This window comes from Acinetobacter sp. LoGeW2-3 (assembly GCF_002688565.1).
In the GTDB taxonomy this organism is placed as follows: Bacteria; Pseudomonadota; Gammaproteobacteria; order Pseudomonadales; family Moraxellaceae; genus Acinetobacter.
Window position 1 is genome coordinate 1,348,288 of sequence record NZ_CP024011.1, and the last position, 23,112, is coordinate 1,371,399.

Here is a 23,112-nt window from a genome sequence, read left to right on the forward strand (position 1 = left end):
CATTTTTTAATTTTGTTACGACAACATATCTTAAAATTATGACAATTCTATGCATCAACCTTGCCAATCTTGAAGTCAGAAGTCGGGAAGCTTCAACCAAAGCATGAAAACTGATGAATTTCATTTTGAACTTGCTATACTGAAAATCTGTCTTACTACAATAGAACTCACATGGGTAGTCGAAGTTGGCGCTTTAACCAAATAAAACGCCACCATATCAAGTCTTTAACTCAAATTGGACACAGTTCCGCGTTACTCAGCAACAATGCATGTCTTTCCACTGATCTACAGGAGAGCATGTCATGATTTTTGAATGGATGTCAGATCCTTCAGCCTGGATTGGCTTGCTGACTCTGATTGTGCTGGAAATCGTTCTGGGCATCGATAACCTGGTCTTTATTGCGATTCTCGCGGAAAAACTGCCGCCAGAACAGCGTAATACCGCTCGAATTTTGGGTTTAAGCCTGGCTCTAGTCATGCGTCTGATCCTGTTGGCTTCCATTGCCTGGGTCGTTACCCTGACTGAACCGTTCTTCTATATCTTTGATCACCCATTTTCAGGACGTGACCTGATTCTGTTGTTTGGTGGGGTATTCCTATTATTTAAAGGCACCATGGAATTACATGAGCGTCTTGAAGCCAAGCCGGTGGCCAAAGAAGAAAATCCGGTGCATGCCGTATTCTGGATGGTGATTGTTCAGATCGTGATTCTGGATGCCGTGTTCTCACTCGACAGTGTGATTACTGCTGTGGGTATGGTGAAAGACCTGTCTGTGATGATGATTGCGGTGGTGATCGCTGTCGGCATCATGCTCTGGGCTTCCAAAGCCTTGATGGATTTCGTCAATCGTCATCCAACGGTGGTGATCTTGTGTCTTGGCTTCCTGATGATGATCGGTTTCTCGCTGGTGGTTGAAGGCTTTGGTTTCCATATTCCGAAAGGTTACCTGTACGCAGCAATTGGTTTCTCGGTTGTGGTCGAGTTTATTAACCAGACCATGCGCCGGAATCAGGAAAAACTGGTCACTACAACGGATCTACGTTACCGCACCGCTTCAGCCGTGATGCGTATGCTCGGTGGTAAACCTGCTCAGGACAATGATGCTTCTGAACCGGAAGATGTATTGGCAACCCGTGCTTTTGCTGATGAAGTCTTTGATGATGACGAAAGTGGGGTCTATCACAGTGTGATGGTGCAGGGCGTCCTTGGTCTGTCAGAGCGTCCAGTAAAATCGGTAATGACACCGCGTCCTGAACTGGAATGGATCGATTTGGATGAAGATGAAGCCACCATCAAGGCTAATCTATTGCAGATGAGCCATTCACGTCTAATCGTGGCACGTGGTGAGCTGGATAATATTGCTGGTATCGTACTGACCCATAAAGTCCTGAATGAATATATCGAAACGGGCGTGCTGGATTTTGAAAAGCACTTACGTGAACCCGTGATTGTGCATGAAAATGCTCAAGTGTTGATGGTGATGGATCAGCTGCGTCAGGCACCGCTACAAATGGCGATTGTCTTGAACGAATATGGTTCGATTGAAGGCATTGCGACACCGATTGATGTACTAGAAGCGATTGCGGGTGAATTCCCGGATGAAGATGACATGGACACCGCAGCAGAAAGCTTGGATGACGGCAGCCTGTTGCTGGAAGGTTCAACCGATATCCGCCATGTATCTTTGCTGATTGGTCGTGACCTGGTCGATGAGTCAGAAGAATACTCGACACTGTCAGGCTATATTCTGTTTCATACTGGTCGCTTACCTGAAAATGGCGAGAAGTTTGAAGCCGATGGTCATATCTTTGAAGTGGTCACCATGGACGGTCATAAGATCGAAAAAGTTCATATCATTCCAAAAGAGCAAACCAAGAATTGAGTTCTGTCTCAGGCGTGAACTGAATTTTGCTAAAATAGCCCGCATTGTCGGGCTATTTTTTTGGAAATTATCTTTGGAACTTAACATGTCAGAAGCATGTCCCTGTGGACTGGGAACTTATGAGAGCTGTTGTCAGCCGCTACATCAAGGCAAGCAGATTGCGCAGACGGCTGAACAGCTAATGCGCTCACGCTATAGTGCTTTTGCCAAACAGCAAATTGACTATATCCAGCAGACTACGGCATTGGGTCAGCAAAAGTTTTTAGATATGCCTGCGATTGCGGAGTGGAGCAAGGCCAATCAGTGGCTGAAGCTGGAAATCGTACAGGCCAATGAAAAACTGGATAAGTGTCATGCACTGGTTGAGTTTAAGGCACATTTTCATGATGGTGAACAGGCGCAGATTCATCATGAAGCGTCGCATTTCGTCAAAGTAGACGGTGTCTGGTATTTTCTAGATCCGACCACAGATCAACAGCTTACGATGAAGCAACCCTGTATTTGCGGTTCAGGGAAAAAATTTAAGCAATGTTGTGCGCAATTTTTATAACTTTCACATAGATTTGCCTTAGAATAGCCGCCATCTCAAAGCCTCAGGTGGAAGCAGGGCGATGTTGTTGACCGTAATCTATATTATTGCCATTACCGCAGAAGCGATGACCGGTGCCTTGTCTGCCGGACGGCGCAGCATGGACTGGTTTGGGGTCGTGATCATTGCCTGTGTTACAGCACTGGGTGGCGGCTCGGTTCGTGATGTGCTGCTCGGGCATTATCCACTGACCTGGGTCAAGCATCCTGAATATCTGGTACTGACCTGTTGCGCGGCTTTTGTCACCATTCTGATTGCCAAATGGATGCGTCACTTACGCAACATCTTCCTGGTGCTGGATGCCTTGGGCCTGATTGGTTTTACCATCATCGGTTGCCAGATTGCGCTAGAAATGGGACATGGCTTTGTGGTCAGCGCCGTCGCTGGTGTCTTGACCGGGGTTTCTGGCGGTATTCTGCGTGACATTCTCTGTAATGATGTGCCGCTGGTATTCCGTCGTGAACTGTATGCCAGTATTTCTTTTGTTGCAGTCATCTTCTACTGGGTATGTAACCAGGCAGGTCTGTCGCTTGAAGTGACCATCATTTCGACCCTGATCTTTGGCTTTACCTTACGTTTGATTGCCATTTATTTTGGTCTGGAAATGCCGAAATTTATCTATAAAGATGATGATGAGCAATCAGCATCGTCTAAGGATGCCTCATAAAACATGATTTTCAGATGAGCGAGGCAAAACAGCCTCGCTTCTGCATTCAATCGTAGTATAAAAATAGGATAACCCTTCTGCTTTCCATGCAGTTTCTCCCGAATCACCTATTAGAGATTTACTTATGGACCTCGTTTCCCGAATTCAGCGCTTACCTATAGGCAGGTTTCACTACATGCTGTTGGTGGTGATTGGTTTAGGCTGGATGTTCGATGCCATGGACACCGGACTGATTTCTTTCATTCTGGCCAAAATGGCAGAAGACTGGCAGATGACCCCGGATCAGAAAAGCTGGGTGGTGTCGATTGGCTTTATTGGGATGGCAATCGGGGCAATCTGTTCCGGTGGTCTGGCAGACCGTTTTGGCCGCAAGACCGTATTTGCTTTCACGCTGGTGATCTACAGTCTGGCAACTGCAGCTTGTGCTTTTGCTCCGAATCTGACCTGGTTATTGGTGTTCCGTTTTATTGTTGGATTGGGACTTGGTGGACAGTTACCGGTTGCTGTGACTTTGGTCAGTGAATATATTCCGGCGCGGGTGCGTGGTCGCTTTATTGTCTTGCTAGAAAGTTTCTGGGGATTGGGCTGGCTCTGTGCGGCATTAATCTCTTATTTTGTGATTCCGAAATTTGACTGGCATACTGCCTTTTTAGTCGGTGGTATTCCTGCACTGTATGCCATTGTGATCTGGAAAATGGTGCCGGAATCGATTCCGTTCCTGATTAACCGCGGTCGTGTAGATGAAGCACATGCTTTGGTAAAAAGTATCGAAGCCAAGTGTGGGGTAGAAGTACTGGAAATCTTTCAGGTTAGACCTGTGGCGGAGAAACAGACCATCTCCTTTGGTCAGCTTTGGTCAGGCATATTTGCCCGCCGTACCTTGATGTTATGGTTGATCTGGTTCGGCATCATCTTCTCTTACTATGGCATCTTCACTTGGTTACCAAGTCTGCTGGTGAAAGAAGGCTATACCATCGTGCAGTCTTTTGAATATGTACTGATTATGATTCTGGCGCAATTGCCAGGCTATCTGGTCGCAGCATGGCTGGTAGAGAAACTCGGACGTAAAGCCACATTGGCTGGCTTTATCGGCATGTGTGCGGTATCCGCCTACTTCTTTGGTCAGTCTAGCAGTGTCACTGAAATCATGATCTGGGGCTGTCTGATGTCCTTCTTTAATCTCGGCGCTTGGGGCGTTCTTTATACCTATACCCCAGAACAATATCCAACCAATATCCGTGCGTTTGGTTCGGGTTGGGCAGGGGCAATTGGTCGCATTGGTGGTATTGTCGCGCCGTTTGCCGTGACCCATTTAATGGTGATGCCAAGCGGTTTCAGCTATGTCTTTACCATGTTTACTGCGGTGCTGATTGCGGTTGCTGTAGTGATCTTAGTATTGGGTGAAGAAACCAAAGGTCGGACCTTAGAATCCTTGAGTCAATAAACCTGATGATTTTTTAGTTGCTTAGGGCGTTTAAAGTGGATATTTTTACGCCATAAGACACGATTTGTCGCACTGTGTACTTTACTGCCCTTGTGCAGTCAGGCAGTGCGACTTAGCATAAGAAACATTGATACAAAAACGACATTTTTAGGATTATAGGTTGTTATGACAAGCCTTGCGCATCATGCGACAGAAAACCGTTCCGTAGCAGAATTTACCGAACAGGCCTACCTCAACTACGCCATGTACGTAATCATGGATCGTGCACTGCCACACATCAGTGACGGTCTGAAACCCGTACAACGCCGTATTGTTTATGCCATGAGTGAACTTGGTCTCAAGTGGACCAGCAAGCCGAAGAAATCTGCACGTACTGTAGGTGATGTGCTGGGTAAATACCATCCACATGGTGACTCAGCCTGTTATGAGGCTATGGTGTTGATGGCACAGCCGTTCAGTTACCGCTATCCATTCATTGAAGGGCAGGGCAACTGGGGTTCACCGGATGATCCAAAATCCTTCGCGGCGATGCGTTATACCGAGGCTAAACTTTCTCAATATAGCGAGCTACTGCTTTCTGAGTTGGGTCAAGGTACTTGTGACTGGCAGGATAACTTTGACGGTTCAATGAAAGAACCGATAAACCTGCCTGCTCGTGTACCGAATATTCTGTTGAATGGTACTACCGGTATTGCGGTGGGTATGGCAACTGATATTCCACCGCATAACCTGCGTGAAGTGGTCAAAGGGACGATTGCGCTGATTCGTAATCCGAACCTGACCGACAGCAAAGTAGCGGAATATATTCCGGGACCGGATCTGCCAACCAAAGCGGAAATTATTACCCCACCAGCTGAATTGCTGAAAATGCAAACTACTGGTCGTGGCAGCTACCGTATGCGTGCAGTCTACACGGTAGAAAAAAATGAGATCGTGATTACCGAACTGCCATATCAGGTATCAGGTTCCAAGATCATTACCCAGATTGCAGATCAGATGCAGGCGAAAAAACTGCCATTAGTCACTGATGTACGTGATGAATCCGATCATGAAAATCCGACCCGTCTGGTGATTGTATTACGCTCAAACCGTATTGATGCAGAATCGGTGATGAGTCACTTGTTCGCAACGACTGATCTTGAGTCTAGCTACCGCGTCAACATGAACATGATTGGCGCGGATGGCCGTCCACAGGTGAAATCGATTCGTCGTATTTTGCTGGAATGGATTGAAATTCGTAAGACTACGGTGACCCGTCGTCTGCAATACCATCTGAATAAAATCGAAAAACGCTTACATATTTTAGGTGGCTTAATCATTGCCTACCTGAATATCGATGAAGTGATTCAGATCATTCGTGAAGAAGATCAGCCTAAACCAGTGTTGATGGAACGGTTTGGCATTGATGAAATTCAGGCCGAAGCCATTCTAGAGCTCAAGTTACGTCATTTAGCCAAACTTGAAGAAATGGAAATGCGCCGTGAGCAGGAAGAACTGGAAGCCAAAGCAGCTGAAATCCGTGAGCAATTAGCAAATCCAGAATCTTTGAAGAACCTGATCATCAATGAACTTAAAGATGATGCCAAGAAATTTGGCGATGACCGCCGTTCTCCAATTGTCGAGCGTGCTGAAGCTGCTGCCATTGATGAAACTGAGATGCTGCCTGCTGATCCTGTGACCGTAGTATTGTCTGAAGCTGGCTGGATCCGCTGTGCCAAAGGCCATGAAGTGGATGCTGAAAACCTGAACTTCCGTGCTGGTGACCAATATTTAAGTCATGCCCAAGGCAAGTCCAATCAGCGGGTTTATGTACTGGATGACACTGGTCGTAGTTATGCATTAGCGATTAACAGCCTGCCATCGGCGCGTGGTTTAGGTGAACCGCTGAGTTCAAAACTATCTCCTGCAAGCGGGGTTGGCTTTAAACAGGTTCTAGTTGCTGAAGATGATGCTGAAATCCTGGCAATCAGCAGTAAAGGTTATGGTTTCAAGACTCAAGCCAAGCAGTTAGATACCAATGCCAAGGCGGGTAAGGCATTCCTGACTGTGCCAGAAGGTGCACAGGCTATGAATCTGCAGCCAATCGAGGACAAAACTCACCTGGCAGTGCTCAGTTCTGCAGGTCGTCTATTAATTATTGATTTGGCTGAATTACCCGTGTTGAATAAAGGCAAGGGTAATAAATTGATACAACTTGAAGATAAAGATCAAATTTTGTCCATGACAACTTTGAGCTTAGATGAAATAATTCAAGTGCTTGCAGGACAACAGCAAATAAAATTAAAAGGGGATGATCTGCAAAAGTACATTGGCAAACGCGGTTCGAAAGGACAGCTTTTACCACGCGGATATCAGAAAGCAAATAAACTGTTGATTCAGAGATAAGACTAGCATCCATCAATCGAAATACGTTATATATGAACCACGATTCGACAAGATGGATGCAATATTGCGCATAAACAAGTTCAAAAATCAGCGCAGTATTGAAAAAAACAGTTGATATTTTAAGGATTATGATTGGAGAGAATGGCGTTATGGAAAAAATTTGGTTCGCTGAATATGAGAAAACAGGGATTCCACAAACTGTAGAACTGCCACCAGAAAATACTTCATTAGTTGATATTTTTGAGCGTAATTTCCAAAAGTTTGGCTCACGTGATGCCTTTATCTTCATGGATAAAGTATTGACTTTCAACGAGCTAGAAGAAGCTAGTCGTAAATTTGCAACGTATTTACAAAGTTTGGGGCTTGCAAAAGGTACACGCGTGGCAGTGATGATGCCAAACGTGTTGCAATATCCAGTCGTGGCATTGGGCGTATTCCGTGCGGGTCTGGTACTGGTTAACGTAAATCCACTGTATACTTCACGCGAACTTGAGCATCAGTTAAATGACTCTGGTGCAGAAGTACTGGTGATCATTGAAAACTTCGCTTCTGTATACCAAGCGATTATCGGCAAAACCCCAGTGAAGCACGTCGTTGTCGCTTCTGTGGGCGATATGCTGGGTGCATTGAAAGGTACACTGGTTAACTTTGTTCTACGTTCTGTACGTAAACAAATTCCAGCTTGGGACATTCCAGGTCACGTCAAGTTTAATGCTGCACTGAACAAAGTCAGCCCAACCAACTATAAACGTCCTGAACTAACTCTAAGCGATACTGCTGTACTGCAATATACCGGTGGTACTACAGGTGTTTCTAAAGGTGCTGAACTGACGCATCGCAACCTGGTTGCAAACATGCTGCAATGTGATGGGATCTTCCAGAGCAAATTCGGTGCGCAAGACGGACAGCCAGATGACCGTATCTTCTGTGCTCTACCGCTATATCACATCTTTGCATTCATGGTATGTGCGCTATATGGTATGTACAAAGGCCAGGCGAACGTACTGATTCCAAACCCGCGTGATCTACCTGCAGTAATTAAAGAATTACGTAAATACCAGCCTACATTCTTCCCGGCAGTGAATACTTTATTCAACGCACTGATCAATAATGAAGAGTTCAAACAGCTGGATCATAGCCGCCTGAAAATGGCGATGGGTGGTGGTATGGCCGTTCTGCCTTCTACTGCGGAAGCATGGAAGAAAGTTACCGGTACGAACATCATCGAAGGTTATGGTCTGTCTGAAACGTCTCCAGTTGCGACTGCAAACCCGCCTGCATCTGAAGAATTTAGCGGCACTATTGGTATTCCATTGCCGTTGACTGAAGTTGCAATCCTGGATGATGATGGTAATGAAGTACCATTGGGCGAGCAGGGTGAAATTTCGATCCGTGGTCCTCAGGTGATGAAGGGTTACTGGAACCGTCCGGATGAAACTGATAAGGTCATGATCAACGGTTACTTCCGTACTGGTGATATCGGTGTGATGAACGATCGTGGTTATGTGAAAATCGTCGACCGTAAGAAAGACATGATCCTGGTATCTGGTTTCAACGTTTATCCTTCAGAAATTGAAGAAGTTGTAGCTAAACATCCAAAAGTACTGGAAGTTGCTGCGATTGGCGTGCCAGATGAAAAATCAGGTGAAGTGCCTAAACTGTTTGTCGTGAAAAAAGATCCTTCTTTAACAACCGAAGAAGTTCTCGCATTCGCAAAAGAAAATCTGACAGGCTACAAGCGTCCGCGCTATGTAGAATTCCTGGATGAGTTGCCAAAATCAAACGTGGGTAAAATCCTACGCAAAGATCTACGCAAAACAGCTTAAGAGCTGTAAGAAAAAAAGCGCCGAAAGGCGCTTTTTTATAGAAAATATTTTACAGTTGGGTGGATTTATTCTTTTCCATCCACCAGCGGTCGAAGTAGCGACGACCAATGCCGACAATCCCCACAAAGACAAACAGACTAATGAAGTGACGGTTGAAGGCAGGACGGTAGAACTCACCATAGCTAAGCACATTATCAATCAGGCAATACACCAGAATAACTGTCAGCCAGTGCCATAGGGTATAGCGCTTGATACCCACAGCATAGAAGGCAATCCATAACATCACAAAGGTGAATAAGGCAGACCAGATATTCATATTGGCAGCGATGACACTCAGTAGAAATGCCACGATCGGCAACACAATTTTCAGGACGCGATCCACTTGCAGCTGATGTTGACGCTGGCGTTCCAGTACATCCAACATTTCTTTTTGATCGGGATTGACCATCGTGAATCCTTATATGGTTGCTAAAAACACCCTATTTAACAAAATTTATTCACGAAATGCCATGCTATGATACAGATAAAATTTTCATGAGAAGAATCAGATGCAGAGCATTGGAGGAATCATTTATCTCATTTTGGCGGCTTGTCTGCTACCTTATGTATTTACTATGATTGCCAAAAAAGCTGGGGGCTTTAAAGCCAAAGATAACCAGAATCCACGTGAATTTCTAGAACAGTCTACAGGCGTTGCGAAACGTGCCAATGCTGTTCAGCAGAACAGTTTTGAAAGTTTACCGCTGTTTATCGCAGCAGTTTTGATGGCTGAATATCTGGTAATGCCACAAGATTTAATCATGACATTTGGGATTGGCTACCTGATTTTCCGGGTATTGTACGGCATTTGCTATCTGGCAAACTGGGCCACACTGCGTTCGATCATGTGGTTACTTTCAATGTTATGCCCGATTGCGTTATTGCTGCTGATCATCAAGCTGATATAAGTCAGTTCTGCCATCAATCGACTGATTTACAGTTCGATATTTTTAAACCAAAAAAAATCTGCAAAAACCGTTATAATTGTCGCGGTTTTTAAAAGATTTAACTTGTTAAAGAGTGATGCTATGAGCTACAGCAATATCCCAGCGGGTAAAGATGCACCAAATGACATCTATGTAATTATTGAAATTCCTGCAAACGCAGCGCCAATCAAATACGAAATCGACAAAGATTCTGATGCTCTGTTTGTAGACCGTTTCATGGGTACAGCAATGTTCTACCCAGCAAACTATGGTTATGTACCGAATACTTTATCTCTAGATGGTGACCCTCTAGACGTATTGGTTGTGACTCCACACCCAGTAGAGCCAGGTTCAGTGATTCGTTGCCGTCCTGTGGGCAAACTGAACATGGAAGACGACGGTGGTGTTGATGCGAAACTGGTTGCAGTTCCACACGACAAACTGACTCCAATCTACAAAGATGTTCAAGAATATACTGACCTTCCTCCATTATTGATCAGCCAAATCGAACACTTCTTCCAACACTACAAAGACTTAGAACCAGGTAAATGGGTTAAGTTAAGTGGTTGGGAAGGTGCTGATGTTGCAAAACAAGAAGTACTAAGCTCAATTGCAGCTTATGCGGAAGCAAACAAATAGTTGCTTTGTTATTTAGGCCATAGTTTTAAGACCTGAATAAAAAAACCTGCACATTGTGCAGGTTTTTTTATGGCTTTAAATTTCTGTAAATTAGAATAATTTTACAGGAATATCTAACCAGATACGCCATTCATTGGTGTCACCAATGTAGTTACCCGCTTGGTAGTTATCACTTGCACGGTAGTATGAGTGACGAAGACGCAAGCTGGCATCTTTAGCAAAGCCAGATTGAGCAGTGTACTTAACCTGGTTAAAGAACTCACGTTCTTGTCCGTCTTTAGCTGAGTTATTTACATTGATGTCCCAGCCATAGACATAGGCAGTAGTCCAGTTTAAACCTGGTAAGCCATGGTTTTTGAAGTTGTAGCTATATTGAAGCTGAACAGATTTTTCATCATTACCAATAAAATCAGAAAGGTATGAGTTTGGTAGGTAGATACTTTGACCGCCGTCAGCATTACTACCGTAATCATAACCAACATTACCGAAGTTTTGTTGGTAGGCTAACATTACGTTATGTACATCTTTGCTATATGTAGATGAGATAGCCCAAATAGTGTTCCGAGTATCTTGTGTCTTTGGATCTGCAACAGTAGAAGAGTATGTTGTACCAGGTTCAAATTCAGTATGGTAGGCACTGAAATCATGAGTCAAAGTACTATCATTCGCTAAGGCATAGCTATAGTTCGCATTGATATAATGACGATCCAGTTTATCCTTAATATCTACACCATAATAAGATGCATTTAAGGCGTCATTAAATTTATATTTTGCACCCCAAACAATAGCACGATCAAGTTCGTTACCATCACTGTTGATCTGGTCAGAATATTGGTTCTTCGTGAATTTACCAGCTGTCAGAGACAAGTTTTCAATTTCATTGCTGGTAACCAGCAGGCCTTCAAAGTATTCAGGAACTAGACGAGCAGTATTTGAAGCTAATACAGGAAGATCTAAAACCTGAGTACCATATACAGCGGTCGTATTCGATACACGCGCTTTTACATAAGCACCACCACGAGCCCAGTGATCATAAGTATCGCCAATCCCTTTGGTAGGAATACCTTCATCATTTAAAGCTGTTTCACGTGGAATCATGCCATTACCAGCATGTTTATTGTCACCTAGTTTAAAAGATGCATCACCGATAATACCTGCACCAAAGCCCACAACACCTTTAGTAAAGCCAGAATCTAACTTAAACATAGCAGTTTGAGCAGCTGAGCTTGTATCAGTAACGACTTTACGTTCACCTGTCTGGTTATCAGTGTAATTCTTTTTATCACGACTTAAATAACCGGTACGAAACAGAACTGTACCTTCAGCATCTTCTACAAAGCCTTTCGCTTCACTTTGTTCGCTTGCATAAGCTGTAGAGATGAGAGCAGCTTGTACCAATACTGCTAATGTAAGTTTCTTTGCATTTAACATGGGGAGAGAGCCTCATATATGTTTTTTTGTACTGCATCTGCTCAAAGCACACGCAGAAATTAACCAAATTGTATAATTAATCTGATAAAAAATATCGTTTTTATGACATTCTTTAAACTAAAGTTGAGTTTTTTTAACCTATTATTCACAATCACGCTATAGTTTTTAATATTATTTTTTTCCATAAGGTAAAATTAATATTGAAAACAATAAGATAAAAATAAAGTTTTATTGGTATATATTTTGAATCATGAAGAAAGTGTTTCAAAGTTTATATTGATTTTTTCATTTCAATTCTGAGTAGGGAGCAAAGTTATTTAACAATACTTCATAAATCATTTTTCTCTGCCAAAGAATGCTTTAACTTCTTCCTTAGTTCTGCAATTCACTATTTTGAATAATCCTCAGTCATACAATTTTCCTTTTAAACCTTTTGGTAAAACTTTATTATTCACGTTTTTCATATTCTTAAACCCGTTTATTTAAACGTGGTAATGAGGGCGTATATGTCTCAACTGCCTAAACTCGGCTTGCTCATGCTGCTGGCTGCCATGACTTCAGGTGCTTTTGCTGAAGATACCCAAGCTCCTTCTAATGGTGAAATTAGTGCAACTATTGGGGTCGTAAATAAATATATTTACCGCGGCGGTGAGGAAAATGATGATCCAGCGGTACAGCTTGGGCTGGAATATGCACATAAGAGTGGGGTATTCCTTGGCTATTGGGGCTCAACCTTAAATTATGATCCTTCTGATGAAGATCAGGATCATGGCTTTGAGCATGACTTTTATATTGGTTATGGTCGAGTATTGAACGAAAACTGGAGCTATAAGTCTCAGATCGTGTCTTATTACTATCAAAATGGTGGAACGGTTTATAGTGAAGATGGTTTAGATAAGCGCCGTACTACAGGCTTTGAGATGCTGAATGATGTTTCTTATAAAGACTTAACTTTAGGTTTGGGTGTCATGCTAGCAGATGTTAGCTATGCCAATGCAGGAGATGTTTATCTCAGCGCGGCTTATAGTTACCCGCTATCAAAAGACTTTAGTCTGAATACGTCAATTGGTGCTTCTCTGTATAATGATAGCCGCGATGATCAGTTAGTTCAGACTACTGAAAGTTTTGCTTTTAATGAAGCACGAATTGGACTCAGCAAAACTGTGGCAGAAAAAGTTGATTTAAGTCTGGATTATGTTTATGGCGGTGAAGGACGTGATGGTGTGGATTTCGATAATCATGTAGTCGTAGGTGCAAACTTTAATTTCTAAGTTTTGCTGAAGCAGGATTTCAAGGTGTGCAATATAGATTAAACATTGTGCACCTTTTTTATGCATAAAAAATTATCTGTATAAAATATAGCCTCAAAAGGTGGCAACTTGTAAGCGAATATTTAGGAGCACAGTAGAGAAGATCAAGTACTTTATTTTTCTATTTTTTCTTAATTAAGCTGTAAAAGCTAAAATAATTTAGATTATAGTTTTTAAAATATGTAAATAAAAACAGATATTTATATAGATAGTGGAACTTTTTTAAACGAATATAATTTTATTTTTTATAGATTGGCATAGCTATTGCAAACCCTAAGTTGAGTTTAAAAACACAACTAAATACGTCTGCGGACGGTTGGGGGAATCTAAAAATGAAATTCACTTTAAAAGCTTTAGCAGTTGCAGCAGTAGCTTCAGCATCCAGTTTTACTTTTGCAGATGAGCCTACATCTCCGCATTCAGTTTCTGGCAATATCGGTGTGTTATCTAGCTATAACTTGCGTGGTAATACAGCATTACCTGAAAACGATAAAGTCACTCTTCAAGGTGGCTTAGATTATAGTCATGCTTCAGGCTTATATGCAGGTTGGTGGACTTCTACACTCGATGGCGATGACGCTTACCCAGATCAAGCAAACCCAATGGAGCATGATTTCTATGTCGGTTATAATGGCAGTATTAACGAAGATTTAGGCTTTACTTTAGGTACAACCTATTATTATTACTATGATGTAGGTACAAGTGATTTTAATGGGTTTGAGTTACTTTTAGGCTTGAACTATAAAGATGCGAGCTTAACTGCACAAACTTTATTAGAAGATACAGGTTGGGGTAATACAGGCGATACTTATTTCCTTGCATCATATAGTTATGCTTTACCAAAAGACTTTAGTCTTAATTCCTCATTAGGTCTTTATTATTATTCTGATAGTGGTGACTTTGAGGGCGAGAACTATATTACAACCGAAGATTTCAACTTCCGTCATTTAACCGTAGGATTAAGTAAGCCGATTGCAGATACTGGCGTGACAGCAAGCATGGATTATATTATTGGCGGTAAATTGCGTGATGATACTGATCTAAAAAATAAAGTGGTACTTGGTCTAAGTTATAGTTTCTAATTCTACTAAATAAAAAAGGCGACAAATGTCGCCTTTTTTATTATCTAAACGTTTAGCTTTGCTGACTCCGATAAGACAGGGCTTCTGATAAATGCTGAGTCTGGATTTCCGGACTTTCAGCCAGATCAGCAATGGTTCGTGCTACACGTAATACCCGATGATAAGCGCGTGCAGATAAATTTAGTTTCTGTTGAGCAAGTTCAAACATTTTGCTCGCTTGCTGATTCAACGGTGCAAATTGTTCAAGTTGTTTAGGATTTAAACTCATATTCAGTTTATTTTGTCTTTGCATTTGTAGTTCATAAGCAGTTATCACACGCGCTCTGACTGTGGCAGAGTCTTCTCCCGGCTGTGTGCTCTGTAATTCATGAGCCTGGAGTGGCGGTACATCAATATGTAAATCAATCCGATCCAGTAATGGTCCTGAAATCCGGTTCTGATAACGTTTAATCATTTCTGGAGAACACTGGCAGCGAATATCCTGATTAAAAGCATAGCCACAAGGGCAGGGGTTCATCGCTGCAACCAGTTGAAAGTTGGCTGGAAAAGTAATTTGCCGTGAGGCACGCGAAATCACAATTTCTTTAGATTCTAAAGGTTGACGTAGAACTTCGAGAACTTTCCTATCAAATTCCGGCAACTCATCCAAAAATAAAACCCCTAGATGTGCGAGCGTAATTTCGCCCGGTTTGGGATGAGAGCCTCCACCCACGAGTGCTACTGCAGACGCAGTATGATGCGGGGCGCGGAAAGGTCTCTGTCCAAAAGGGTGATTGCTATTGGCAATCGAGTAAATACTGGCAACTTCCAGATTTTCCTGAGTATTGAGGGGTGGCAAGATACTCGCCAACCGTGAAGCCAATAAAGTTTTACCAGTTCCCGGTGGCCCTCTAAATAGTAAAGAATGTCCACCCGCAGCAGCAATTTCCAGAGCCCGTCTTGGACGCAGTTGACCTTTAACATCGGCTAAATCAAAACGAGAGTCTGAATGATTGATCTGTAGCTGAGCATTCATCTGGGCTAAAGGGGCGAACTTGCTTAAATGATCACAGACTTCTTTCAAATGAGTGGCGGCAAAGACACGGAAATCAGGTAACTGACAGGCTTCTTGAGCATTTTCTTTAGGTAGAATCAGTTCATGCTGTGATTGTTGGCAGGCAATGGCAATACTGAGCGTACCGGTTATTGGACGGAGTTGACCATCCAGCGCCAGTTCACCAATGAATTCCATACCATCTGTACAGTTTTCAGGGAGTTGACCTGAAGCCAGTAGAATTCCTAAAGCAATCGGTAGATCTAAACGTGAACCATCTTTGGGCAGATCAGCAGGGGCAAGATTAATCGTCAGACGTTTGGTTGGGAACTGATAACCACTATTCAAAATGGCTGAGCGAACCCGGTCTTTACTTTCCCGAACTGCCGCTTCAGGCAGACCGACAATGGTTAAAGAGGGCATGCCCTGACTAACATGCACTTCGACTTCAATTAAAGGGGCATGCAGACCCAGCAAACCCCGAGTATGGATTTTAGCAAAAGACATTTGTTGTTCCGTTTTGGTGCGTTATTATTGTTCGTTATTTGTCTTTTATGCACTTTGCTGGTGCTTATTTTTTGTTCAATACTTTTTCTTCAAGTGATTCTACTTGTTTAAGCAACTCATTTAAACGCTGATTCGCCTGATTAAGGGCGGTACGCTGGCGTTCAATTTCCTCTTTTGAGACCAGATCCATTTTACTGACTGCTTCGTTTAATAAGGCACGAAGATTGTGTTCAAGATCTTTTTTTGGTTCTTCGATTTGTTGCAAGATTGCTTGTAATAAAGTTTCAATCATTGTGTAGTCCATAGGGATGGAAATGAGCGCACAGTTTAGCACCGCAAGGATCAAGACTATAGTATTTCAGACAAAATATGGGATTAGTCAGTAATTATTATCATAAAAGACCACATAAAAAAGACTAAAATTTGAAGATTCAAAAGATTTATAAGTATAAAATAATGTTCAGGGAAACCGCATGTCGAGCTTTCTAATTTCCCCCGACCTTAGAAATCTTGGCATGAAATTTGAACATAAAACCTTACTGGTGAAATAAGCCGAAGGAAAACAAACATGAAGCTCGTAACTGCAATTGTAAAACCTTTCAAATTAGATGATGTGCGTGAAGCATTGTCTGAAATTGGTGTTCAAGGCATCACTGTGACTGAAGTCAAAGGCTTTGGTCGTCAAAAAGGCCACACTGAACTTTATCGCGGCGCTGAATACGTTGTTGATTTCTTACCAAAAGTCAAAATTGAAATCGCGATCAGCGACGAAATGGTTGACGCGGTAATTGAGTCAATTACTCGTGTAGCAAGCACAGGCAAAATTGGTGACGGAAAAATTTTCGTAACAAATCTGGAACAGGTCATCCGTATTCGTACAGGTGAAACAGGTGCAGACGCCGTTTAATTTGGCACAAAGTTTGCTGAGTAGCGAATAACTCACAAAAACTTGGTTGGGGGATACGAATGAAAAAAATACTACTCGCGTTGGGTCTGTCCAGCGCACTTTTGGGCGGTTCTGTTGCCTGGGCTGAAGAAGCCGCATCAGTAGCCGCTCCAACAGAGGAAGTTGCTTTAGTTGATGCAACTGAGACTCCAGATACTACAGAAATCACTGCTGTTGAAGCAGTAGAAACAGCGCCGGTTGAAGAAGCGGCAGCTGCAGAAGAAGAAGCAACACTTGATACAGGTGATACTGCCTGGATTTTAACATCAACAGCCCTTGTTTTACTCATGACCATTCCAGGTTTAGCCCTGTTTTATGGCGGTATGGTACGTAAGAAAAACGTACTCGGTACTATGGCGCATAGCTTTATCGCAGCTGCAGTAGTGAGTATTGTCTGGGTGGTGATTGGTTATACCCTGGCATTTGGTGAAGGCAATGCCTTTATCGGTAGCCTGGATAAATTTATGCTGTCCGGTATTACCACAGAGGCACTTTCAGGCACGATTCCTGAAATCCTGTTTGTAATTTTCCAAATGACGTTTGCGATTATTACGGTTGCCATCATCAGTGGTTCTATTGCTGAACGTATGAAGTTTGGTGCTTTTGTCGCATTCATCACACTTTGGGTGATCTTGGTGTATGCACCAATTACGCATTGGGTATGGGGCGGCGGCTGGTTAGGCAATGACGGTGCGCTTGACTTCGCTGGTGGTACAGTCGTTCACATTAACTCAGGTGTGGCAGGTCTGGTTGCAGCTTACATGCTGGGCTCTCGTATGGGTCTTGGCCGTGAATCTATGGCACCACACAACCTGACTTTAACAGTCGTCGGTGCAAGCTTACTGTGGGTAGGTTGGTTCGGTTTCAATGGTGGTTCAGCACTAGGTGCGAATGGTTCTGCAGGTTATGCACTCGTGGTTACACAAGTGGCAGCGGCAGCGGCAGCGATCTCTTGGTTAATTACTGAAAAAGTTGCACGTGGTAAAGCATCTGTATTGGGTGGTGCATCTGGTGCAGTTGCAGGTCTCGTCGTGATTACTCCGGCAGCTGGTTTCGTGACTGTCGGTGGTGCTCTAGCGATGGGTCTAATCGGTGGTGTGGTATGTTTCTGGGGTATTACTGCGCTGAAACGTATGCTTAAAGCTGATGATTCTCTAGATGCTTTCGGTCTACATGGTGTGGGCGGTATCGTTGGTGCGATTCTGACTGCATTCTTTGCCAGCGAATTCATCATGGGTGACGGTGCGCCAACAGATGTAATGCATCAATTATGGGTACAAGTTGAAGGTGTACTGGCAACAATCGCTTACTCTGCAATCTTGACTTTCATTATCCTGAAAGTGATCGATCTGATCATTGGTATCCGTGTTTCTTCTGATGATGAACGCATGGGTCTGGACTTGAGCCAACACGGCGAACGTGTCGAATAATCTGCTAAAACAATAATCAATATATTGTGTAAAACAGCCCGTCAGGGCTGTTTTTTTTCTATATATTGCGTAAAACTCTACAAAGTTCAGAATTTTTGCTACACTCGGAAATCATCAGGATTTGTTCAATTAAACCGCTATGCATTGCCCATTTTGCAATACACCAGACAGTAAAGTGATCGATTCACGCCTGGCCGCTGAAGGTTGCCAGATTCGCCGTCGTCGTGAATGTGTCAGTTGTAATGAACGCTTTACCACCTTTGAAAGTTATGAAGTGGTGATGCCGCGTGTCATCAAGTCGGATGGCAAGAACGAACCTTTTGATGAAGCCAAACTACGCCGTTCATTGATGCATGCCTTGCAGAAACGTCCTGTCACACAGGAACAGATTGAAACGGTACTAAGTGATATTCAGCTACAAATTCGCCGCTTGGGTGAACGTGATGTCAAATCACGTACCATCGGTGAAATCGTTATGCAGTCTTTATTCGCACTTGATCACGTGGCTTATGTACGTTTTGCGTCGGTCTATCAGGATTTTCAGGATGTCGAGGCTTTTCGTCGTCAAATCGAACAGATGCAGCAACGCGGCGAATTTCAAGAATAAACATGTCTGAACTCAATCAAGATCAAGTCTGGATGTGTCGTGCCATCGAACTGGCACGTCAGGGACAGTATTCCACCAAACCAAATCCGAATGTTGGCTGTGTCATCGTTAAAGATAACGTGATTGTCGGTGAAGGTTTCCATCCTAAAGCAGGTCAGCCACATGCCGAAGTCTTTGCGATGCGTCAGGCAGGCGAACAGGCGTGTGGCGCGACTGCATATGTAACCTTGGAACCTTGTGCGCATTATGGTCGTACCCCGCCTTGCGCTAAAGGGCTGGTTGAAGCGGGTGTGGCTAAAGTCATCGTCGCTTGTCCTGATCCAAATCCATTAGTGGCAGGTAAGGGCGTCCAAATCCTGAAAGATGCTGGCATCGAAGTCGAAGTGGGGATTTGCGAAGATGAAGCACATCTGCTGAATTATGGTTTTTTAAAAGCCATGGCGACTGGTATGCCTTATGTTCGCCTCAAGATTGCCTCAAGTCTGGATGGCCGGACGGCAATGGCATCCGGTGAATCTAAATGGATTACCGGAACAGAAGCGCGACAAGACGTACAGCATTGGCGTGCCATTTCCGGTGCTGTGATTACCGGGATTGACACTGTATTGGCAGATGATTGCCAGCTCAATGTCCGTAGCCTCAAAAACGTGGATGATATCAGCACTATTGTTCAGCCCAAACGGATTATTCTGGATCGCCAGGGCCGCTTACCACTCACTGCTAAGATTCTGGAGCAACCGGGAACGGTTATGGTGATGGGACCTTATCGTCAGGAACTGGCAGACTTGGGCGTGACCCAGTTTGAGATTCAGCCTTTACAAGAATTATTACAGCAACTGGTTCAGCAGCATCAGATTTATGATGTGTTGGTAGAAGCAGGGGCGACTTTATCTACTGCATTTTTACAGGCAGGACTGGTGGATGAACTCATCAGTTATGTTGCACCGACCTTATTGGGGCAAACTGCGCGTAGTATGTTCAATGCAGAATTCAGCCGAATGGCAGAACAACTTCGATTCAAGTTGCAGGACGTGACCCGTTTGGGTGATGACGTGCGCTTCAGGTTAATTCCTTCTCAAGAGACACTATGAATTCAGAGTCTACGGTTTATCACAAACGTCGCCATGCGGCACGTACCACAGATGAATATCTTTTCCATCAGTTGGTTCCTTATTTGGGGAACAAGCGCCGTTTACTACACTTAATTCTGGAAGCCCTTGAGAGCACGGGAACTTTAAAACGTGAAGATGGCCGTGCGCCTATTTTTGCCGATTTCTTTGCCGGTTCTGGTGTGGTGTCGCGTCTAGCACGTCAAAATGGCTATCGTGTGATTGCCAATGACTGGGAACCCTATAGCCATGCACTGAATCATGCGGTTCTGGCTTGCACTGAAGCGCCCGCATTTAAAGAGCTGGGTGGCTATCAGAAAGCAATTGATTATCTGAATCGTCTGCCGGAAGTCAAAGGCTGGGTGACGCATAATCTGTGTCCACGCAATGATGAGATCTATGATCCGACCCGAGACCGTTTGTTCTTTAAACGCCGTAACGGCATGCGGATTGATGCGATTCGTCAGCAGATTGCCACCTGGCAGGCCCAAGGCGCGATTGATGATGTGGAAATGAGTGCTTTACTGGCACCATTGCTTTATTCAGCCAGTTTTGTCAGCAATACCTCAGGTGTATTTAAAAGCTTCCATCATGGTTGGGGCGGTAAGACCCAGACAGCATTGGAGCGTATTGAATCCTTGCTCTGGTTAACGCCAAGCCGTTTCTGTGAAGATGCTAAGCATCAAGGGCCTGCCGCAGAAATGTGGTGTGTAGATGCCCAACATCTGGCAAATCAGATGAGCGGCTTCGAAGTCGATGTGGCTTATCTTGATCCACCGTATAATCAGCATGCCTATAGCAGTAACTATCATGTACTCAATGCTTTAACACTTTGGGATCAGGTGGATCTGCCAACGCCAGATACCAAAGGCTTCAAGAGCGGGATTGACCGTGCCTGGCGTAAAGAACGTCCGAGTCAGTACAACTCATCCAAGCATGCCAAAGAAGCCTATGAAACTTTGTTGGCGACCATTAATGCGCGTTTTATCCTGACCAGTTATTCTACGGATGGTAATATCAGTGCCACCGATTTACTACAAGCGAACCTGAAACGTGGTCGTGTAACCTTGCTGACTCAGGACGTACCGCGTTATCGTGTTAGCAAACAGCGCCAGTCTGAACGTGCACGCGTACTTGAATTTATTGTGATTACCGACACGCATGCTAAATCAGGACCACCAATCCGTCAGCTATTGGGTCAGTTACACCATTATGCAGAGCTGGGTGGTGTGGATACCACAAGTGTTAGCACGCAACTGGCATTGTGGTAAAAGCATAAAAAGGAATAGAAAATGTTTACAGGTATTATTGAAAGCCTCGGTAAGGTCGAGAGCCTGCAAAATGTGGGCGGTGATGTACGCTTACGCATTCAGACTGATCTGGATATGTCCGATGTACATCTAGGCGATTCAATTGCTACTAACGGTATCTGCTTGACTGTGATCGACTGGGGTGAAAACTGGTATGCGGCAGATGTGTCTCGAGAAAGTCTAAATCGGACTACACTTGCTAACTGGAAAGCGGGTCAACCTGTAAACGTAGAGAAAGCGATGTTACCCACTACACGTTTTGGTGGACATATTGTCTCTGGTCACGTCGATGCTGTAGGCGAAATCACCGTGGTGCGTTCGGATGCCCGTTCTATCTATTTTGAAGTGACTGCACCTGCTGAAATTGCCAAATATCTGGCAGAGAAGGGTTCAGTAACCGTGGATGGTATTAGCCTGACCATTAATCACCTGCGTGGCAATATCCTTAGTCTGAACCTGATTCCTCATACAGCTGAAAGAACCAATATTGGTACTTGGAAAGTGGGGACTCAAGTCAATCTAGAAGTCGATGTACTGGCACGTTATATCGAGCGTTTATTGCTCGGCGATAAGGCTGCTGAAACTACACCACAGTCTAAAATCAGTATGGATTTTTTGGCTGAAAATGGCTTTTTGAAATAACGAAAATGCCTAAATACTAAACAGTCTAATTGAAAAGTTAGACTGTTTTTTTATTTTTCGGGATAATCCTTACTTCACTTTACGATTTTAACCCCAGCGGACAGGTCGAATGCTCGATTTCTTACTAAACCTGGAACAGTCTTTGCCGATATTGCTTGAGCAATATGGGATATGGATCTATGCCATTTTATTCCTGGTGATTTTTGCAGAAACGGGATCTGTATTTTGTTTTTTTCTGCCGGGGGATAGCCTGTTAATTGCAGTTGGTGCACTCTGTTCTAGTAGCGATTTGATCACCTTGCATTCGATGGGATTACTGCTCTTTACTGCGGCAGTTCTGGGCTATACCGTGAATTATTACACCGGCAAGGTGCTCGGTTTAAAATATTTTAATGAACATTCACGGTTCTTTAAACCCGAATATCTGACTAAAACCAATCATTATTTTATGAAGCATGGCGGCAAAACTATTTTGATTGCACGCTTTATTCCATTTGTCCGTTCTTTTGGTCCTTTTGCTGCTGGTTCAGGGCATATGAATTTTATGACATTTACATTTTACAATCTGACTGGGGGCGTGCTGTGGATTGCTAGCTTACTGGGGATCGGTTATGTGGCGGGTAATGCCGCTTTTATGCTGGCAGATTTTTTCTAAATATAAGAAATGAAAAAACCCACATTTGTGGGCTTCTTTATATGGGTTTAAATTAATCAGCGCTTTTGCAGGATGTAATCAATTTCTTCCCGGGCTGCAGCACGTAAGCGGTTACGCAACTGTACCAAAGTCTCTTCGATTGCAGTTTCGGCTTCAAGTTCCAGGCGTAGTCGGGTACTTTCTAGCTCTGACAAAATTTCACTATCATCAATTTTAATTTGGGCAGCATTTACAATCTGATTTTGCTCAAAACGTGCCGCATAATTCAATACTTCAGCATTCAGACTGTCACGTAATAATTCCAGAGTACGAGTCTGCTCTGCATATTTACGCTCTTCATCCAGCTTCATCTGCTCAATATAAGCCTCTTCCTGAGCACGTTTATCTGCCAAGGCTTTTTCAAGCGCTTGCTGTTTACGAATCCGTGCTTCTTCAATCAGTTCAGCTTTACGCTGTGCATAAGCTTCCTCAATTTTAGCATCAGACACTTGTTGCAGTTGCTGGTCACGCGCCAGCCATTCCTGCAATGAAGTTTCCGGCTGAAGTACATCGCAGATGCGCGCAAGGTCATCAATAAAGGTCTGACGCACAGCTTCAGGCACATTTAACCAGCGCTGTTTAAAATCTGGACCAACATTTAATGCCACGGGCA

At 43.6% G+C, this 23,112-nt stretch carries 22 protein-coding genes; 17 read left to right on the plus strand and 5 right to left on the minus strand.

Annotated features, from left to right (window positions below):
- The first annotated feature begins 302 nt into the window (after positions 1 to 302).
- The 6 genes from BS636_RS06415 to BS636_RS06440 all read left to right on the plus strand — a co-directional run bounded on the left by BS636_RS06415 (position 303) and on the right by BS636_RS06440 (position 8,794).
- On the plus strand, positions 303 to 1,883 hold the full coding sequence (locus tag BS636_RS06415; RefSeq protein ID WP_099338034.1) for a TerC family protein: 1,581 nt from the start codon (positions 303 to 305) through the stop codon (positions 1,881 to 1,883).
- A gap of 85 nt (positions 1,884 to 1,968) precedes the next feature.
- Complete coding sequence (locus BS636_RS06420; RefSeq protein WP_099338035.1) at positions 1,969 to 2,433, plus strand: YchJ family protein; 465 nt, start codon at positions 1,969 to 1,971, stop codon at positions 2,431 to 2,433.
- A 61-nt stretch (positions 2,434 to 2,494) separates the two neighbouring features.
- Entirely contained in the window at positions 2,495 to 3,139 is a 645-nt protein-coding gene (locus BS636_RS06425) for a trimeric intracellular cation channel family protein (RefSeq protein WP_099338036.1), read from the plus strand.
- A 124-nt stretch (positions 3,140 to 3,263) separates the two neighbouring features.
- Complete coding sequence (locus BS636_RS06430) at positions 3,264 to 4,583, plus strand: MFS transporter (protein ID WP_099338037.1); 1,320 nt, start codon at positions 3,264 to 3,266, stop codon at positions 4,581 to 4,583.
- A 165-nt stretch (positions 4,584 to 4,748) separates the two neighbouring features.
- On the plus strand, positions 4,749 to 6,968 hold the full coding sequence (gene parC, locus BS636_RS06435; RefSeq protein WP_099338038.1) for a DNA topoisomerase IV subunit A: 2,220 nt from the start codon (positions 4,749 to 4,751) through the stop codon (positions 6,966 to 6,968).
- A 149-nt stretch (positions 6,969 to 7,117) separates the two neighbouring features.
- Positions 7,118 to 8,794 (plus strand): AMP-binding protein, encoded by a 1,677-nt coding sequence (locus BS636_RS06440; RefSeq protein ID WP_099339616.1) that lies wholly within the window; start codon positions 7,118 to 7,120, stop codon positions 8,792 to 8,794.
- 49 nt (positions 8,795 to 8,843) lie between these two features.
- Here the strand turns inward: BS636_RS06440 and BS636_RS06445 are convergent, their stop codons facing one another.
- Positions 8,844 to 9,242: a hypothetical protein gene (locus BS636_RS06445; protein ID WP_099338039.1), complete on the minus strand. Its 399-nt coding sequence runs from the start codon at positions 9,240 to 9,242 to the stop codon at positions 8,844 to 8,846.
- A 100-nt stretch (positions 9,243 to 9,342) separates the two neighbouring features.
- Here BS636_RS06445 and BS636_RS06450 point away from each other — a divergent pair, with 100 nt between their 5' ends.
- The gene (locus BS636_RS06450; protein WP_099338040.1) at positions 9,343 to 9,741 is read left to right on the plus strand and encodes an MAPEG family protein; all 399 of its coding nucleotides are present in this window, start codon (positions 9,343 to 9,345) and stop codon (positions 9,739 to 9,741) included.
- A 120-nt stretch (positions 9,742 to 9,861) separates the two neighbouring features.
- Positions 9,862 to 10,398: an inorganic diphosphatase gene (ppa, locus tag BS636_RS06455; protein ID WP_005233448.1), complete on the plus strand. Its 537-nt coding sequence runs from the start codon at positions 9,862 to 9,864 to the stop codon at positions 10,396 to 10,398.
- Between the two features lie 90 nt (positions 10,399 to 10,488).
- Here ppa and BS636_RS06460 read toward each other — a convergent pair whose 3' ends face one another.
- The gene (locus BS636_RS06460) at positions 10,489 to 11,829 is read right to left on the minus strand and encodes an OprD family outer membrane porin (protein ID WP_099338041.1); all 1,341 of its coding nucleotides are present in this window, start codon (positions 11,827 to 11,829) and stop codon (positions 10,489 to 10,491) included.
- Between the two features lie 506 nt (positions 11,830 to 12,335).
- On the opposite strand from BS636_RS06460, the gene BS636_RS06465 reads away from it, so the two are divergent.
- Positions 12,336 to 13,100 carry a TorF family putative porin gene (locus tag BS636_RS06465; protein WP_099338042.1) on the plus strand — a complete coding sequence of 255 codons (765 nt, stop codon included), beginning with the start codon at positions 12,336 to 12,338 and terminating at the stop codon, positions 13,098 to 13,100.
- Between the two features lie 371 nt (positions 13,101 to 13,471).
- Positions 13,472 to 14,221: a TorF family putative porin gene (locus tag BS636_RS06470; RefSeq protein WP_099338043.1), complete on the plus strand. Its 750-nt coding sequence runs from the start codon at positions 13,472 to 13,474 to the stop codon at positions 14,219 to 14,221.
- A 52-nt stretch (positions 14,222 to 14,273) separates the two neighbouring features.
- Here BS636_RS06470 and BS636_RS06475 read toward each other — a convergent pair whose 3' ends face one another.
- Entirely contained in the window at positions 14,274 to 15,761 is a 1,488-nt protein-coding gene (locus BS636_RS06475) for a YifB family Mg chelatase-like AAA ATPase (protein ID WP_099338044.1), read from the minus strand.
- Between the two features lie 64 nt (positions 15,762 to 15,825).
- On the minus strand, positions 15,826 to 16,053 hold the full coding sequence (locus BS636_RS06480) for an accessory factor UbiK family protein (RefSeq protein ID WP_099338045.1): 228 nt from the start codon (positions 16,051 to 16,053) through the stop codon (positions 15,826 to 15,828).
- 276 nt (positions 16,054 to 16,329) lie between these two features.
- Here BS636_RS06480 and glnK point away from each other — a divergent pair, with 276 nt between their 5' ends.
- From glnK to BS636_RS06515, 7 genes are all read left to right on the plus strand, one after another.
- Entirely contained in the window at positions 16,330 to 16,668 is a 339-nt protein-coding gene (glnK, locus tag BS636_RS06485) for a P-II family nitrogen regulator (protein ID WP_004281042.1), read from the plus strand.
- Between the two features lie 59 nt (positions 16,669 to 16,727).
- Positions 16,728 to 18,137: an ammonium transporter gene (locus BS636_RS06490; RefSeq protein WP_099338046.1), complete on the plus strand. Its 1,410-nt coding sequence runs from the start codon at positions 16,728 to 16,730 to the stop codon at positions 18,135 to 18,137.
- A gap of 139 nt (positions 18,138 to 18,276) precedes the next feature.
- The gene (gene nrdR, locus BS636_RS06495; RefSeq protein ID WP_004787309.1) at positions 18,277 to 18,744 is read left to right on the plus strand and encodes a transcriptional regulator NrdR; all 468 of its coding nucleotides are present in this window, start codon (positions 18,277 to 18,279) and stop codon (positions 18,742 to 18,744) included.
- Between the two features lie 2 nt (positions 18,745 to 18,746).
- Entirely contained in the window at positions 18,747 to 19,835 is a 1,089-nt protein-coding gene (gene ribD / locus BS636_RS06500; protein WP_099338047.1) for a bifunctional diaminohydroxyphosphoribosylaminopyrimidine deaminase/5-amino-6-(5-phosphoribosylamino)uracil reductase RibD, read from the plus strand.
- Positions 19,832 to 21,124, plus strand: coding sequence for a DNA adenine methylase (locus tag BS636_RS06505; protein WP_076754586.1), 1,293 nt, complete (start codon positions 19,832 to 19,834; stop codon positions 21,122 to 21,124). The genes ribD and BS636_RS06505 overlap by 4 nt, the downstream gene beginning before the upstream one ends.
- Before the next feature lie 21 nt (positions 21,125 to 21,145).
- Positions 21,146 to 21,805, plus strand: coding sequence for a riboflavin synthase (locus BS636_RS06510; RefSeq protein WP_099338048.1), 660 nt, complete (start codon positions 21,146 to 21,148; stop codon positions 21,803 to 21,805).
- A gap of 109 nt (positions 21,806 to 21,914) precedes the next feature.
- On the plus strand, positions 21,915 to 22,460 hold the full coding sequence (locus BS636_RS06515) for a VTT domain-containing protein (RefSeq protein ID WP_099338049.1): 546 nt from the start codon (positions 21,915 to 21,917) through the stop codon (positions 22,458 to 22,460).
- Positions 22,461 to 22,516: 56 nt separating this feature from the next.
- Here BS636_RS06515 and BS636_RS06520 read toward each other — a convergent pair whose 3' ends face one another.
- Positions 22,517 to 23,107 carry a hypothetical protein gene (locus BS636_RS06520; protein WP_099338050.1) on the minus strand — a complete coding sequence of 197 codons (591 nt, stop codon included), beginning with the start codon at positions 23,105 to 23,107 and terminating at the stop codon, positions 22,517 to 22,519.
- Positions 23,108 to 23,112 lie beyond the last annotated feature (5 nt).